General features: G+C 63.2%; 4 protein-coding genes. 3 read left to right on the forward strand and 1 reads right to left on the reverse strand.

From position 1 onward, the window contains the following. Positions 1-56 precede the first annotated feature (56 nt). Genes WKV53_RS15985 through WKV53_RS15995 form a run of 3 tightly spaced genes read left to right on the forward strand, consistent with a single transcriptional unit; the run spans position 57 to position 17,137 of the window. Positions 57-15,515 (forward strand): SdrD B-like domain-containing protein, encoded by a 15,459-nt coding sequence (locus WKV53_RS15985; RefSeq protein ID WP_341405779.1) that lies wholly within the window; start codon positions 57-59, stop codon positions 15,513-15,515. Between the two features lie 25 nt (positions 15,516-15,540). Continuing rightward, positions 15,541-16,209, forward strand: coding sequence for a PEP-CTERM sorting domain-containing protein (locus WKV53_RS15990; RefSeq protein ID WP_341405780.1), 669 nt, complete (start codon positions 15,541-15,543; stop codon positions 16,207-16,209). Positions 16,210-16,225: 16 nt separating this feature from the next. Further along, positions 16,226-17,137: a hypothetical protein gene (locus tag WKV53_RS15995; RefSeq protein ID WP_341405781.1), complete on the forward strand. Its 912-nt coding sequence runs from the start codon at positions 16,226-16,228 to the stop codon at positions 17,135-17,137. Here the strand turns inward: WKV53_RS15995 and WKV53_RS16000 are convergent, their stop codons facing one another. After that, positions 17,138-17,977, reverse strand: coding sequence for a hypothetical protein (locus WKV53_RS16000; protein WP_341405782.1), 840 nt, complete (start codon positions 17,975-17,977; stop codon positions 17,138-17,140). Between the last annotated feature and the right edge of the window lie 50 nt (positions 17,978-18,027).

The raw sequence follows: 18,027 nt of genomic DNA on the forward strand, positions 1-18,027 counted from the left end.
CCACGGGGAAGGGGATCTTTCGGGTGCGTGCCTCCCTCTAGATTCCCATCCCGCCCATGAGATCCCGGACTGCTTTCGCAGGAGCCCGCGCTTTGATTTATCCCGTTCTGGCTTTGCTGGGACTGGGTAGCGCTTTCTCCCAATCGATTGTTCAGGAGTACTACGTGCCGATGCCCGAGGCGCAGATTCGCCAGACGTTCCTGGCGCTGGCGAGCAACACGGGCACCACGATGGACACGACCATCTCGCTGGTGGCGGCCGTCAGTGGCACGAAGATCGTGTATGACCACTGGGAGGATGGCTATGAAGTCAATCTCGATAGCCCGACCCAGTCGACGACGCAGGTCTGGGGTGATGGCAATGATGCAAACGGCAAGCCACCGGGATTTGCGAGCGATCCGAACGGGCTTCCTGCGGGCGCGGTGATGGCGCTGCGGAACCTGATCACGCTACCGCGGAATCCCACGTCCTTTCTCTACGATGGCCGCGACCGCGTGGGCGCGACGCGTGGGATCGTGATGACCCGCTCGAGTTGGGCAACTACTCCAGGTGCCGTACTTGCGGATGCGACGGAGGTGAATGCGACGGTCGACTGGGGGACGAGCTTCATCATTCCGGTGGGTGAGAATGAGATTTTCCCGACGCCTGCGACGGCGTCGATGTTCGAGCTGTGCTCGCTCTTCGTGCAGGCTTCGCAAGCAGGCACGACGGTGCAGATCGACAAGGATGCGAACGGCGTGGTGGATACGACGGTGACGCTGGGGCAGGGTGAGACCTACTACCTCGAGCGTGGACTTCTAAGAGGCGCAACGGTGGTGGCCTCGAAGCCGGTGCAGACGCAGATCATCACCGGTGACATCGGTGGCAACTACGAGACGCGCTGGTACACGGTGGCGCCGACGGCCTTGTGGGGCACCCGCTACTGGAGCCCGGTGGGCACGGCCTCCAACGGCGATGACACCTACGTCTTCCTCTACAATCCGGACAGCGCGGCGATCTCGGTGAACGTGACCACCCGCGTGGGAGCCAGCACGATCAGCATCCCGGCGAAGAGCAACTACATCTACCTGATGCCGCAGGAGTCCGGGGCGAGCTTCATCAATACGGCGAGCAAGCCCTTCTATGCGATTGCGACGGTGGGTGCGGAACCCACGGCGAATAACGTGCATGACTGGGGCTTCAGCCTGGTACAGGAGTCCGACCTCACCACGACGCTGTCGCTGGGTTGGGGTCCGGGCAGTTCGGAAACGGGCACGATCACGGTGAACGGTAACCCGGTGTGGGTGACTGCCACGAAGAACACGACCATCTACGTGGACTACAACGGCGATCGTGTGGGCTCGGTGACTGATCCGCTCGGTGGCAAGTGCGATGCTTCCTATCAGGTCGCTGCGCTGGAGGTGATGCGCCTCTTCGATCCGGACAAAGACCAGACCGGCATGCGCGTCTACACCGTCGATGGCACGCTGATCGCGGGCGCGTGGGGGCAGGATCCCGCCACCGCAGGTCCCGGCAACCCGTACCTCGATGCGGGCACCACGATCCCGTCGTTCCCCGTGCCGATCATTCGAAAGAGCTCGACCATCGCGGTGGATAACAGCCCCACCGGGCTGAGCAATGGCGACGTGCTCGAATACACCATCACCATGGACAATGCGGGCCTCGTCGCGCTCGGCAATACCGCGGTGATCGATACCTTCTCTACGAAGCTCGTCTATGTGGCGGGCAGTTCCTCGCGCGATGGCGTGGCCGTGGCCGACAATACCGGTTCGGGAGTCACGGCCTTCCCATTCGATTCCAGCGGCACCACTTACAACATTCCGATCCTGGCCCGCGGCCAGCTCACGACGCTCAAGTATCGTGCGACCGTCAATGGGACAGGAACGCTCGTGAACACGGTGAACACGTCCTATGCGGGCGTCACTTCCTCGAACAGCATCATCATTCCGAGTGGCGGCGTTCAGGCGCAGATCATCTTCAGCCTTTCGGGCGGCACTGCCACCACGGCGTATGCCGCGGGCGATGGCATCTACGTTCAGATGACGGATGCGGATGCGAACACCAGCAGCACCACGGTTCAGACCGTCACGGTGACGGTGCGAAACCCGACCACGGGTGACTATGAAACGATCACGCTCACCGAGACCGGCGTGAATACTGGTGTCTTCCGCAATACAACGGCGCTCCCTTCGTCGTCCGCCTCGGGCACCAATCCGAATGACGGGACGCTGAATGTCTTCGCGGGTAATGGTCTCACGGTCACTTACAATGATCCGGTGTTCGGCGACACGGCGACGGCGAATGCCACGATCAGCACGCCTTCCGCGACGAAGTACCTTTACCTTAGCACGGATGGCGTGGGTTCGCCGGACCAGGATCTGGACCGCATCAGCCCGGCGATCTCCGGCGACACCACACCGGCCTTTACTTCGGACATCCAGGCCCCGGTGTCAGTGGCCGCGGGCACGCCGACGCTGGGAGCTTATGATGGTCCGTTGGTTGGCAGCACCGCGAGCGTGAGCATGAGCCATACGGTCAGCGGCACCAATCGCCTACTGCTGGTGGCTGTGAACTACGAGGACGACAGCACCGCCGGCATGACCATCAACACGGTCACCTTCAATGGCGTCGCGCTGACCCGGGTCTCGCGTGTACCTTCCTCGCAGGAAGCGGTCGCCGAGCTTTGGAGTCTGGTGAACCCACCGGCCGTCACCGCCAACGTGGTGGTGAACATGACTGCCTTCTCTTCGGCCGATGCCCTTCATCTGGCGGCGACTACTTTCACGGGGGTGAACCAGACCACGCCGCTTGGCACGGTGGTGACCGCTGCCGCGGCGACGACTCCCATGACCATCACGGCCGGTGGCGCGACGGGTGACCTCGTGTTCGTGACAGGTGCGGTCGATGATTCCCGCACTGCCACGCCGACGGGCACGGCGGCGACGGCGATCTGGAATGCCAATGCGGGCGGCACCGGTGACGGTGTCCGCAGCGTGGGCAGCAGCCGCGCCGGGGATGGTAACAGCGCTGCCTTTGCCTGGACGCTGAGTGCGGCCGACGGTTGGGGTGCGATCGCGGTTCCGATCAAGCCCGCGGTCGCAAGTGGCACGCCGACCACGCTGAGCTTCACGCAGACGCCGACTCTTGCGGAGAGTCTTACGATTCCCTCCGGCTCGGTAATGACCGGGACGGTGTATTACACGGCTTCCGCTGGCAGCTTGAGTGGCACGGTCCCGGTATCGGCAACGCTGCGCTACGGCTCCACTACCGTGGCTACGGTCAGCTCGGCCACAGCCAGCTCCCCGACGCTTTCTTTCACCTTCCCGGCACTTGCGAGTGCGGTGACGATTCCCGCGGGGCAGGCGTTGACGCTGGACATCACGACGGCAGTGCCAGGTGTCGCCTTCCGCGTCGACTATGATCTCAATACCAAGAACTCGCTGATTTCGATCCCGACCAACACGGTGATCCACACGGATTCGATCGGAGTTTACGATGCTCCCTATCCAGGTGGCACGCTGGTTACCAGCCCGGCGAATGGCCAGACCGTGTATGTTCGCGCGACCGCGGGTGACCCCTTCGGTGCCTATGACGTTACCAGTATGGATCTGGTGATCGATGCCAAGGACAGCAACACCGATGACATCACCACCACACTCAATGCGTCGAACGTGGTGGCGACCACGGGTGCCACGAAGACCTTCGAGTATGTCTGGCGCACGGGTGTGAGCACCGGTCTCTACACGATCGCCGGAACCGCCAAGGAAGGCTTGGAAACCTCGCCGGTCATTTCCTCGACGCGCTCGACCACGGTGACCTTGAGCTTCCTCGACCTCGGCACGCCTTCGACGACCGAGTTCCTGAATGCCGGTGGCACGCGCACGACGACCTATGCGGCGAATGAGTCGATCCGCATCCGCGTGACCGACCTCGACAAGAACAAGAACACGCTGCTGGCAGAGACGATCACCGTCACGCTGACCAATAGCAGCGGTGATTCTGAGACGGTCACGCTGACGGAGACCGGGCCGAATACAGGCGTCTTCACTGCCGTGGTGCCTGCTACATCGACCGGATCGCCGACGCAGAACAACGGCTCGCTTTACGCGCCGACGGGCAGCGTCATCAACGTGGTCTACACCGACGCGACGGATAGTAACGACAGCACGAGCGCCACGGCGACGGTGCCTGCTCCGACTGCAGTCGATGGGGTCTCGATCAGCAAGACGCTGATTTCGCCGCCCAACGGTCAGGCAAACGTGGGCGACGCGTTGCAGTATCGCCTGCGGATCGTGAATACCGGTGGCACCGCGCTGAGCACGGTGGCCGTCACGGATACCTTCCCGGTGGCGAACCTGACCTACGTGTCCGCGACCACCACACCGACCAGCGTTTCCGGCGGCACCATCTCCTGGTCGAATGTCGGCCCGCTGGCCATCGGCAGCTCCACCGAGATTTACCTGAACTTCACCGCGAATGCCGCCGGCACGACGGTCACGAACTCCGCTTCTGTCACGGCCGGCACCGCCAGCTCCAACAGCTCCGCGAACGTCACCATCTACCGCCCGCGCCTGCAGGTCACCAAGACAGTGACCAGCCCGACTTCCGGCACGGCAGGGAAGGGGGACAACGTGGTCTTCAGTATCGCGATCCAGAACAACGGCACCACGGCGATCCCGAACCTGCCGCTGGAAGATCTCTTCAGCAACGACACCTTCGAATACGTCACCGCCTCGCTCGCACCGAATGCCGTCGGCTCCGGCAGCCTGCTGTGGAATGACATCACCGGCAGCGGCAGCCTCGCGGTGAATGCCACGCAGACCATCTCCGTGACGCTGAAGGTGAAGGGTGAAGCAAACCCGGCGACGAACGTTGCGGCGGTGAACTATGCGACCGACTCGAATGGCAGTGCCGTTCCCGCCTCCAGCAGCACCGCGACGATCGTGACCGCGGCGGCCTCGATCAAGGGCCTGGTGCTCGAGGACAAGGGCACCGCTGGATTCGGCGGTGGCGATACCGCGCTGTCGAACGTGCGCGTCACGCTTTACTCGGATCCGAACAACGACGGCGATCCTTCCGATGGCACGGTGCTGGCGATCACGAACACGCTGGCGGATGGTAGCTATGAATTCCTGAACCTTGCGCTTGGCAACTACGTCGTCGTCGAGACCGACCCGACCGGTTACAATAGCGTGACCGACATCGATGGCGTGAACGACAACCGCATCAAGGTTTCGCTCACGACGCTGACGGCGACCACCGGCCGCAACTTCCTCGACAAATACATCGATCCCGCGCTCTACGCGAACATCACCGGCCAGGTCCGCAACGATACGAATGCCAACGGTCTCCTGACGGATCCAGACGCTGGTATCAGCGGTGTGACGATCGACCTCTACACCGATCCGAATGGCGACGGTGATCCGGTCGATGGCACACTCTACCTGACGGCGACGACGAGCGCGGTCAGTGGCTCGATCGGCAATTACGCCTTCAACCTGATCCCGCCGGGCAGCTATGTGGTGGTCGAGACTGATCCTTCCGGCTTCTTCAGCACGGCGGACAAGACCTTGCCGAACGACAACCGGATCGCAGTGACGGTGGTGGCTTCGCAGACTTCGACGGCCAACGACTTCCTCGACTCGAACGCGACGACGCTGGCTGGCACGATCGGGGACTCGGTGTGGGCCGACACGAACAACAATGGCATCTTCGACTCCGGTGAGTCGGGCATCGCGAACGTGACGATCCAGCTCTATCGCTCGACTGACACTCCGGGCGTCAGCACGCCGTATCGCACGACGTTCACGAACATCAGCGGTGTCTATTCCTTCGCGAATGTGCCGACGGGTCAGTATCTGATCTACATCCCGGCCGCGAACTTCGCGGGCAATGGGACGCTCGTCACCTCGCCGCTGTCCTCGACCCTGACGGTCACCACGGACAATCAGGTGAACAACGACGACAACGGCATCCAGACCGCCTCCGGTGCCGCGGTGGTCAGCCCGACGATCACGATTTCCGCGAACGAGACCGAGAACACGATCGACTTCGGCTTCGTGCCGAATGCGAGCCTCGGCAGCATCACGGGCACGGTCCTGGCCGATAACAACAACGACAACGTCGGCGATACCGGCATCGCCGGCGTGGTGCTGCGGCTTTTCACCGATCCGAATGGCGACGGCAATCCAATCGATGGCGTCCAGGTGGGGAGCACGACGACTGCCGCGAATGGCAGCTACTCCTTCACCGGTCTGCCGCCGCGCGCCTATGTGGTGGTGCAGACGCAGCCCGCCGGGTACCTCGACGTTTCCGACAGCGATGGCGGAACGGTCAATCAAGTGGCCCTGGTGCTCACCGCGGGTGGCAGTGGCTTGGCGAACTTCGTGGAAGAACTGCCAGCCACCGTGACCGGTCACATCTACCGCGATGTGAATGGCAACGGCTCGCAGCAGACCGCCAGCGAGGCGAACTTCAACAACATCCGCGTGGTCGTCACCGACGGCAACAACGCGACCCAGAACGTCTTCACCAATGCGAACGGCGATTGGACCGCCAGCGTGGCACCGGGCCTGATCAGCGCGAATGTGGATGAGACTGGGCTGCCAGTTGGTTGGACCCAGACCGAAGGCGATGACCCGACACAAGTGGCGGTCGCTGCCGGCGGCACTGTCAGTGCGGGCAATGACGGCTACTTCTATCCGGCGATCGTGACCGGCAAGGTCTATCGCGACGTGATGGGCGACAATACCGAGAACGGCACCGATACCGGCCTCGCAGGTGTGATCGTCCGCATCACCGACAGCCTCGGCGTGGTGCGGAATGTGACCACGAATGCGAGCGGCATCTGGACCGTGAGCGTGCCGCCCGGCGCAACGATCATCGATGTGCTGGAGCTTGATGCGACCTTCCCGACCGGCGGGATCCACATGGAAGGCACCGATCCGAATACGGTGACCGCCGTGGCGAGTGCCACGACCGATGGCGGCAAGGACGGCTATTATTTCCCGGCGACCGTGACCGGTCACCTCTACCTGGATGTGAATGGAAACTCGGTGCAGGACTCGGGCGAGCCTAACCTGCAGAACATCGACATCCTCGTCACTGGCAGCAATGGCGTGGCGCAGACGGTGGTGACTAACAGTGGCGGCAACTGGACCGCCACGGTGACGCCGGGCGGTGGCACCGCGAAGGTTGTGACGACCGATCCGGATTTCCCGGCGGGTAGCGTGCAGCGTCAGGGCGATGACCCGACCAGCTTCGTCGCGGTGGCCGCTCAGGTGGTCTCCGGTGGCATCGACGGCTACTTCGTTCCGGCAACGATCATTGGCCACATCTATCGCGATGTGAATGGCAATGGCGTGCAGGACTCGGGCGAACTGGGACTTGCCGGAGTGCCGGTGAAGATCACGAACAGCCTGGGTGCGATCCAGACCGTGACCACGGATAGCGCGGGCAACTGGACCGCGAGCGTGCCGCCCGGCACGACCATCGCCGACATCGATGATGCGAGCACAGCGATCCCGGCGGGATCGGTCCGCACACAGGGCACGGATCCGACGACCGTGACCGCGCTTGCGGGTGCCACCACGGATGCGGGCAAGGATGGCTACTATCAGGCAGGCACCGTCACCGGCCACGTCTACCGCGATGCGAACGGCAACGGTGTGGAAGACGCGGGTGATTCCGGCTTGGCCAACCTGAACGTTACCACGACCGATAGCCTCGGCGTGGTGCGCGTGGTGGTCACGGATGCGAGCGGCAACTGGACCGTGAGCGTGCCACCGGGCACTTTGAACTTCAGCGTGGATCGTTCCGATCCTGACTTCCCGGCGGGCGGCACCTTGAGCCAGGGCAGCGATCCGGGCAGCGCGATCGCCGCGGCAGGCCAGACGGTTGCCTCCAACAAGGTCGGCTTCCGCATCCTCGGCATCGTTACGGGTCACCTCTACATCGATGTGAACAACAACGGCGCGCAGGGTGCCGGCGAGCCGGACTTGGGAAGCGTGACCGTTACCCTCAGCGGCGGTCCTTCCGGCACTGTCACCACGGAGACCGATGCGAGCGGCAATTGGTCCGTGAGCGTGGCTCCCGGCACCTATTCGGTGAAGGTGGATACGCTGGATCCGCAATTCCCCGCCGGCTCCACGCAGAGCCAAGGCGCCGATCCGAACAACGTCACCGCGATCGCGGGACAGACGGTGAACGGCGGCATCGACGGCTACTACATCGCGACCTCCGTCACCGGCACGATCTATCGCGACCTGAATAACAACCACGTCCGCGACTCGGGCGAACCGGGCATCGCCGATGTGAGCGTACAGGTCACCGATGTGAATGACACCACGCGCACGGTGGTGACCAACTCGAATGGGGTGTGGGTGGTCAGCGTGCCACCCGGCACGACGACCTCGGTGGTGCTGGAGAGCGGCCCGGTCTTCACCTCCGGCTACGTTCGCTCGCAAGGCACCGGCACTTCCACCGTGACCGCGGTGACGAGTTCGCCGACGTCCGTGGCGATCACCGGCTACTACTTCCCGGGCATCGTGAGCGGCCACCTCTTCAATGATCTCAATGGCAATGGTATCGAGGACTCCGGCGAGCCGGGTCTCGGCTTTGTGACCGTGAAGGTCACCGACAGCCTCGGCGCCATCCAATTCGTCGAGACCAATGCGAGCGGCAATTGGTCCGCGAGCGTGCCACCGGGCACAGTGATCGTGGACGTGGATGACACCGACGCGCAGATCCCGAGCGGTGCCACCCGCACCACGGGCACGGATCCGATTTCCATCACCGCAGTGGCGGGCACGAATACTCCGGCCGGCTCCGCCATCGGCTTCTATCAGGCGGCCAGCGTGACCGGGCACCTGTATCGCGATGTGAATGGCAACGGCCAGCAGGACTCGGGCGAACCGAACCTGCCGGGTGTGAATGTCTTCGTCGCCGATTCGAACCAAGTGACCCAGACCGTGGTCACGGACTCGAACGGCAACTGGAGCGCCAGCGTGCCGCCGGGTCAGACGCTCATCGATATCGATGAAGCCGATCCGCAGTTCCCAACCGGTTCGATCCAGACGGAGGGTGTCGCGCTGACCACCGTGACCGCTTCGACCGTGACCGGTCCAGCGAGTGCGGGCAATTTCGGCTTCTATGTGCCGGCCGTGATCACCGGTCACCTCTACCTCGACCTGAATGGCAACGGGAACCAGGACTTCGTGGTCCACGACTTGGCGAACGTGAACATCCTCGTGACCGACTCGCGCGGACAAACGCAGACCGTGGTGACGAATTCGCACGGCGACTGGAGTGCGACGGTGCCTCCGGGACTGGCGACGGCGACGGTGGACAACACGGATCCCGAGTATCCCACGGGCTATGTGGTCACGCAGGGTGCTGTCACGACGAACTTCACCGCCGTGGCAGGTGCCACGACGGGCAGCACGCCGGTCGGCTTCTTCCTGCCGGCGCAGGTGAACGGCCACCTTTACATCGATACCAATGGCAACGGCCAGCAGGATAGCGGAGAACCGAACCTGGCGGGTGTGGATGTGTTCGTGACCAGCGCGATCAACAACGTGCAGACGGTCACGACCAATGCGACTGGCGACTGGATCGCCACCGTGCCTCCGGGCAATACCAAGATCGATATCAACGAGAATGATGCGCAGTATCCGGCTGGCTACGCGCAGACCGATGGCACTGATCCGAGCTTCGTGACCGCAGTGGGCGGGCTCAATACCTTTGCGGGCAATGATGGATTCTATCGCTCCGGCACCATCAGCGGCCACATCTTCAATGATCTCAATGGCAACGGCATCGAGGATTCCGGCGAGCCGGGCCTGGCAGGCGTAGACGTGCTGGTCACCGACGTGAATGGCAACTCGCAGACCGTCACCACGGACGCGAGCGGCAATTGGGTGGCGACCGTGCCTCCGGGCCGCGCCGATGTGGACATCGTGAACACCAGCCCGGCGATCCCGGCGGGTGCGACGAAGTCCGCCGGTGACGATCCTTCCTTCGTGATCGCAGCGCCGGGTGTGAATGTGCCTTCCACCACGACGGTGGGCTTCTTCCAGGCCGCGACCGTCACGGGCCTGCTCTATGCAGACACGAATGGCAATGGCGTGCGCGATGCGGGTGAGCAGGGGATTGCTGACATCACCATTCTCATCACTGACAGTCTAAACAACCCGCGCACTGCGGTGACGGGTCCGGATGGGGTGTGGACCATCGCGGTGCCACCGGGCACGACCGTTGCGAAGGTCGATACACTCGATCCGCAATTCCCGGCAGGTGTCACTCAGATCGAAGGCTCGGATCCATCCACGGTGAATGCGGTGGCAGGCACCACGGTCAGCGCTGGCAATGACGGCTACTTCCTGCCTGCCCAACTGACCGGAACGATCTATCGCGACGTGAATGGCAATGGATCGCAAGGCAGCGGCGAGCCCGGCCTCAGCGGCGTGACCGTTCGCATTACCGACAGCCTCGGGGTGGTGCGCGATGTCATCACGAACGCATCCGGCGTGTGGACGGTGAGCGTTCCTCCGGGTGACACCATCGTGGATGTGATCAATCAGGATGGCACCTTCCCGAGTGGTGGTGTGCTGCGAGAGGGGATCGATCCACAGACGCTGACTGCCATCGCAGGTGAGACCGTGATTGCGGGCAAGGCAGGCTACTACTTCCCCGCCACCGTGACTGGTCGTGTCTTCTTCGACGTGAATGGCAATGGCACGCTGGATAACGGCGAGACCGGCCTGGCGAATCTCGATGTGGTGGTCACCGACAGCAACAATGTCAGCCAGACGGTGACCACGGATGGCAATGGCTTCTGGTCCGCCAGCGTGCCGCCGGGATCGACCCAAGCGAAGTTGCTCGAAAGCGATCCTCAGTATCCGACCGGAGCGCAGCGCACCTCGGGTGCCGATCCGACTTCCGCGAATCCGACGGCGACGCAGGTCGTGGTGACGGCTCCGGTTGGCTTCTTCTTCCCGGCCACTATCACCGGCATCGTGTATGCCGACACGAATGGCAATGGTTCGCAGCAAGGGGGCGAGAGCGGCTACGTGAACGTGACCGTCCGCATCACCGATAGTCAGGGGGCGATCCAGGATGTGGTGACCACCACCGGCGGCGTGTGGACGGCCAGCGTGCCGCCCGGCATCGCGACCGTGCTGGTCACCGACGCGAATGGCGTGATTCCCGCCAACTCGATCCTGCGCGAGGGCACGAATCCGAGCACGGTGGCTGCCGTGGCGGGCGTGACTTCGAATGCGGGCAAGGATGGTTATTTCCTGCCCGCGACCGTGAGCGGCCATCTCTTCGTCGACAACGATGGCAATGGTGTGGAAGGCCCCGGCGATGCGCCGATGGTGGGCGTCGATATCATTGTGACCGATTCCAATGGCACCGTGACCACGGTGACCACCGATGCGAACGGCAACTGGGCGATCCAGGTGCCACCGGGCACCACGCTCGTGGCGGTGGATAAGAACGATCCGGACTTCCCGCTGGGTGGCACGCTGGTCACCGGCACCGATCCGAAGACGGTTAACGCGGTGGCGGATGTGAACACTCCCGCGGGCACGCTGGCTTACCGCGTCCTCGGAATCGTTCGTGGCCACCTCTACTACGACGTGAACAACAACGGCATGCAGGATCCGACGGAGCCTGCGATGTCCGGCATCCCGGTGCAGGTCACGGATTCGCTCAATGCGGTCCAAGTGGTCTTGACCGATACCGATGGCAACTGGAACGCGACCGTTCCACCGGGCACGACCTCGGCGCTGGTGCTGACGGGTGATGCACGATTCCCAAGCAGTGCGGTGCAGACGGAAGGCACGAATCCTTCGAGCGTTTCCGCACTGGCAGGCCAAACCCTCAGCGCGGGAACCGATGGCTACTACATCGCCACCTCGGTGACCGGCACCATCTACGTGGATCTCAACAACAACAACGTCCGCGATGCGGGTGAGCCCGGCTTGGCTGGAGTGACGGTCCGTGTGACCGACGTGAACAGCGCGCAGCGCAATGTGGTGACGGACAGCGAAGGTGTCTGGGTGGCAAGCGTTCCTGCGGGCAGCACGACCTCGCTAGTGCTGGAGACCGATCCGGTCTTCACCGCCGGCTACGTCCGCACGCAGGGCAGTGGGACCTCCACCGTGACCGCGGTGACGAGTTCGCCGACATCCGTGGCGATCACCGGCTACTACTTCCCTGGAACGCTGACGGGCACGCTCTTCGACGACAAGAATGGCAACGGCGTACAGGACAGCGGCGAGCTGGGCCTGTCCGGCGTGGACGTGACCATCACTGCCTCGAATGGCGTGGTGACCGTGGTGACGACGAATGGCACCGGGCAGTGGACCGCGCCAGGCATCGCCCCCGGCAATGCCGTGGTGACCGTGGATCGCGGCGACCTGCCACCCGGGGTGGTGGTGACTGCCGGCTCGGATCCGACGGGAGTGACCGTGGTTTCCGGCGTAACCACCACGGTGCCCGGCACGGCCTTCTTCCTTCCGGCGACCGTGAGCGGCCATCTCTTCAAGGATGTGAATGGCAACGGCCTGCAGGATGAGGGCGAGCCGAACCTGCCGAACGTGAATGTCTTCGTGGCCACCTCGACCGGCACGGTGATCACCGTGGTCACGGATGAGAACGGCGATTGGACGGCTACCGTGCCGCCGGGCACCACGCTCATCGACATTGATGAAAATGATCCGGACTTCCCGGTGGGCGGTGCGCTCACCACGGGGCAGCCGGTGACGACGGTCACCGCAGTCGCTGGCTCGAATACGAGCGCAGGCACTCTGGCCTATTTCGTGCCGGCCTTCATCAGCGGTCACCTCTACCTCGATACGAACGGCAATGGTTCACAGCAAGGAGGAGAGAGCAACTTGGCGAACCTCGACCTGGTCATCGTGATCGTGGATTCGAATGGCAATACCACGCGCGTCACGACGGACAGCGCGGGTAACTGGAAGGCAACGGTGCCTCCGGGTCCGGCGACCGCCACGGTGGACTCGACCGATCCGGAGTATCCGGCGGGGGCGCTCCTGACCCAGGGGGCGATCACGACCAGCTTCGATGCGGAGCCGAACGTCACGAAGGTGGGAACGCCTGTGGGCTTCTTCTTCCCGGCGACCCTGACCGGTCACCTCTACATTGATGCCAATGGCAACGGCTCCCAAGACGAGGGCGAGCCGAACCTGCCGGATATCAGCGTGTCGGTGCTCAATTCGAACGGGGTGACCGTCATCGTGCAAAGCGATGAGCACGGCAACTGGACGGCCAGTGTGCCGCCGGGTGAGACCACGGTGGTGGTGGACCGGAATGATCCGGACTTCCCGACCGGTGCCTATGTGCTGACCGATGGCACCGAGCCGACCATTCTTCCGGCCGAGAACGTGGTGGCCAATACCTCGAACTTCGGAGGCAATGATGGCTACTATCTCGCGGGCAGCGTGAGCGGTCGGGTGTATGCCGATACGAATGGCGATGGCGATCTGGATGCGGGTGAGCCCGGCATCGGTGGGGTGGAAGTGCGCATCACGACTTCCACCGGCCAGATCCTCACGGTCTTCACGCTGGCCAATGGCAACTGGAGTGCCCCAGTGCCTCCGGGCCAGACGATCGTGGATGTGATCGACAGCAGCACGGCGATCCCGGCTGGCTCGATTCGCAAGGAAGGATCCGACACGGTGAGCGTCACTGCGGCTGCCGGAGTGGATGTCACCGCTGGCAATACCGGCTACTTCCTGCCGGGCAGCATCAGCGGCTTCGTCCAGGCTGATACGAATGGTGATGGTGCCCCTGATCTCGGCATTGCGGGTGTGTCCGTGGGACTGTTCGACACGAACAATGCGGTGATTGCTTCCACGACCACGGGGGCGAATGGAGCCTATACCTTTGGCAACCTGCCACCGGGCAACTACGTGATCGTCCAACTGCAGCCGGCAGGCTATATCAGTGTGTCCGACGTGGATGGCGGTGATCCCGACACGATCGGTGATGTGACGCCGGTGGTGCTCACGGCTGGTGGAACGGTGACGGGCCGGAACTTCCTGGAGCGCTCGCTCAAGACGCCAAACACCTTCACGGAATGGCAGGCCGGCAATCCGCTGGGTGGCCAGAATAGCCCCACGCAGAACCCGGATGGCGACATTTCGAACAACCTGATCGAATACGCCTTCGCGCTCGATCCGGCCAGCGGTGCGGGCAATCCGTTCTGCCTGGTGCCCTCGCTCGCCAATAATGGCACGATCGATGCGGTCTACACCCGCACCGCAGGCGGAGCGACCGATGTGACCTATCAGTTGCAGACGATCTCCAGTCTCACGCTCTCGCCGGGTGGATGGACGACGGTGAGTCTGGCTCCCGCGAACTTCACCGTGACCGACAATGGTGATGGCTCGGAGACGGTGCGCATTCTCGACCTGCAATCGCTGACGGGCTTCATCAATTCCGGCTTCGTCCGGATGCGCGTGAGCCTGGATGCGGATCACAATGGCACGCCCGAGGCGGTGGCCGTGACGGAAGTCGGCGGCTGGACCGCCACGAGCCTGGGCAGTGGCTGCCGCACCTATGGCAATCCGTTCGTGTCCTGCCCGCCATTCTCCGGGGTCATCGATGCGGTGAATGGCCAGCAGATCACGCTGGGCACTTCCGCGGCTGGTGTGAATCTCGCGACGGTCTTGCCTTCCGGCTCGTCGTATTACCTCGAAGTCACCGCTGGCGATTGGGCTGGCCACCGCTTAGATGTGACGACCCCGGGTGTGGGCACGCTTGCGCTGGCGAATGATTCGGATCTCTTCTCGGAGACCGGGCCGTTCAACACGCTGACGGGGGCATTGCCCGCGAGCTTGGCTGGCGACAGCTTCGTGATCCGCAAACAGTGGTCGCTCGGCGAGATGTTCCCGGTCGCTGCCTTCACGGCGACTGGCAGCCAAGACACGGCCGATCAGGTGCAGACCTTTGCGAATGGCGTCTACACGGCCTACTGGCTCTATGACGATGCCGGCACGAAGCGCTGGCTGCGCGTGGGTGACAGCAGCATGTCCGACCACACGGCGACGATCGTGCCGCCGGGCGCGGGCACCTTTGTCACCTGCCTGAATACGCCAGGCTCGCTGCTGGCCTATGGCAAGGTCCGCTCGAATGACTTCGTGATGCCACTGCAAGCTGGCAACAACCTGGTGCGGGGCGGTTATCCGCTGGATGAGTCACCGTTCTCGCGCGGCATGACGATCGGGAATGGCTTCTATGGTGACCGCGACTTCAAGAAGGCGGACGAGATCTTCCTGTGGCGCGGCGATGCGACGCCGGATGCCTCGGGCTATGACACCTACTGGCTGGTCAATGCGTCGACGACGCTGAGACGCTGGGCGAAGGTGGGCGACTCGACGCTCCAGGTGCAGGACAACGCCCTTCTCTTCAAACGCGACACGAGCGCATTCCTCAAACTGAGCAACCCGCTGCCATCCCACAAGGTGACCCGTCCTTGGCAGCCCTGAGAACCATCCCTCACTCCTTACTCCGATGAGACTTCATCCAGCAGTGCAAGCGGCGGCAGCGTTCCTGCTTTTCGCCGTCGCGCAGGCCACGGCCGTGACCATCAATTGGGGAAGCCCGGTGCTTTCCTCGACGGTCAATAGCCAAGGCCAGGAAATCGACTCCAGCTATCATGTGGAACTCGGTGCCTTCGCCAATGGCTTCGTCCCCACCGAGCAAAACATGAGCGAGTGGGCCTCGAACTGGCGTACCTTCAGCGTGGCCACCTATGTCGCCGAGTTCGGCAGCTTCACCGGCACGGCGGACTTGGTGGCGGGCGGTGCCAGCAGCGATCCGATGGCGAGCCTGGGGATGAATTTCTCCGACGTGGAGGCCTACGTGTGGATCTTCAATTCAGCGACGATGTCGGCGAACACGGAGTGGTTCCTGGGCCGCAGCGATAGCTGGGTGATGCCGACCGCTCCTCTCGAGACCGATTGCTGCGACGACCGGCTGCCGACGCAGTGGTCGATCTCAGACCTGAGGCCGGGGGATACTCCTGTCTATGGAGGCCAGGGCCAGGTCGCCGGCGCAGGCTCCGCGTCAAATCCGGGGAACTACGACATCCAGACCTACACGGTGCCGGAGACTTCCTCCTTGCTACTTGCGTCGGTGGGTCTGCTCTTCACTTTCTGGCGCCGCCGCCCGGTCTCCTGAACGACTCCACTGCCTGATGTTTTCCCTGCGTGCCCTCGTTGTTCGCCTGATCCTCGTGATGGTTCTCACGAAGGCGATGGAAGCGAGGACGCTGCGGTGGTTCTGCGACGCGCAGACGGTGAATCTCGGCAGTGATGGCACGCCGATGGATGGCGGGTTCCGTTTCGAGGTGGGGGTGTTTGCCTCCGGCTTCACGCCGACTACGGCGAATACGTCGCAGTGGGCCGCGAATTGGAGTGCGGCCCAGCGGACGGTTTACAACGCGACAACGAAGGTCTTCACGAGCCAATACACGGTGACCTCGAATGCCGCGCCTTTCACGGTCGGCGCCGTTGCTTATGTGTGGGGCTTCGGCGGCAGGGCGGGGAATGAGTGGACGCTCTTCCGCGCGACGTCATGGACGTGGCCGCTGTCCGATACGCTGAATCCCACCGCGATCAGCTGGAACGCGAAGGACGCGACACAGGTGGTGGTGGGTTCGATCCATTCGACGGGGACTCCGTTCCTCATGCAATCGTCCGCCGTGACCCATAGCGTGCCGCCTACCTCGACCTATGCGCAGTGGCAGAATGAGGAATTGTCCGGTGTCGCACTGAATGGCCCCGAGGAGGATGCCGATGGTGACGGGATCAAAAACGTTCAGGAATTCGTCTTCGGTACTCGTCCGAAGGTCGCCGACTTGTTGCCGCCGGTAGCGTCCGGGATGGTGGGAAGCGGAGCGGACCGCGCGATTCAGCTCAGCATTCCTCGCCGGCTTGACCGGAGCGCGAGCCTGTCGGTCGAGAGTTCACCAGAGCTTGTCACATGGGGCTCTGCCATGGCGGGTGCAACGGTGGTGAGTAATGGTGCGGAGGCGTGGGTGCTGCGCTTTCCGGTCGGAAGTTCGGACAGGCGGTTCTTCCGGATTGTCTCTGCGCCGGTTCCGTAGTCAGCGGAGACTGCCGGGTTGGGAAAGTTCATTTTCCGCTCTTTCTTTCAAAGGACCGGCGGGGAAGAGGGCGACCCAAGTGGAGGCGCTTTCCCGATCGCGGGACGCCCACTGATTGACCACCGAGATCAAGGCTTCCGTCTGGTTCGATCCTTCGGGAATCTGCTCCAGCACGAGGCGCGCTGCGTTCTCAGGGTCGGTGGCCGACTGGACGATGGCCAGCCGCGTGCACAGCTGCTCGCGTTGCTGACCCGCGGACCGTGCAAGGGTCCAGGCTGCGGCAGCGGAGAAATCCTGTCCGGCCCATTGTTGGACGAGAGTATCGAGTTGCAGGCTCGAGGTTCCGTCGAGGTGGTGGTGCTCATACTTGCGCACCGCTTCGCCCGGATCCGTCTGGGAAATCTGGAAGCAAACGTCTCCGAGTGCGGACGAGCGCTCGGTCATATCGGATAGGCTTGAGGCCCATTGTTCGGCCCGCTCGGGATCGCGGGCAGCAAGTCCCCGGGCAAGCCGCCGGAGGGCTTCGTCGCGAGCCTGTCCGGCGGGAAGCGACTCCGCGAAACGTGCGGCCGCATTCGCGTCGAGCTGCAGCAATTTGGCCATCAACGTGGCAAACGTTTCCCTGTCGAACGATTCGTTGTTTTCAGCATACGTCGCGAGCCGTTCTAACAAGTTCTCGGTGGAGACTGTGCTGGTGGTTCGCTTGTTTACGGATTTCGAAGAGGAAGACGAGCCGTCATGAACCATTCCTGCCGGTGTTGGTTTCTGCCAACAAAGTAGGGTAACACCGAGGAGCAGGCCGATGCCTCCTGCCAATGGGATGATCGGTTTCTTCGTCATGTTTCGTGAATGGCTCGCGTGCGAGTGAGGAGACACCGCCCGGGAAGGCA

The sequence above is a fragment of the Luteolibacter sp. Y139 genome (genome assembly GCF_038066715.1).
Taxonomy (GTDB): Bacteria; Verrucomicrobiota; Verrucomicrobiia; order Verrucomicrobiales; family Akkermansiaceae; genus Haloferula; species Haloferula soli.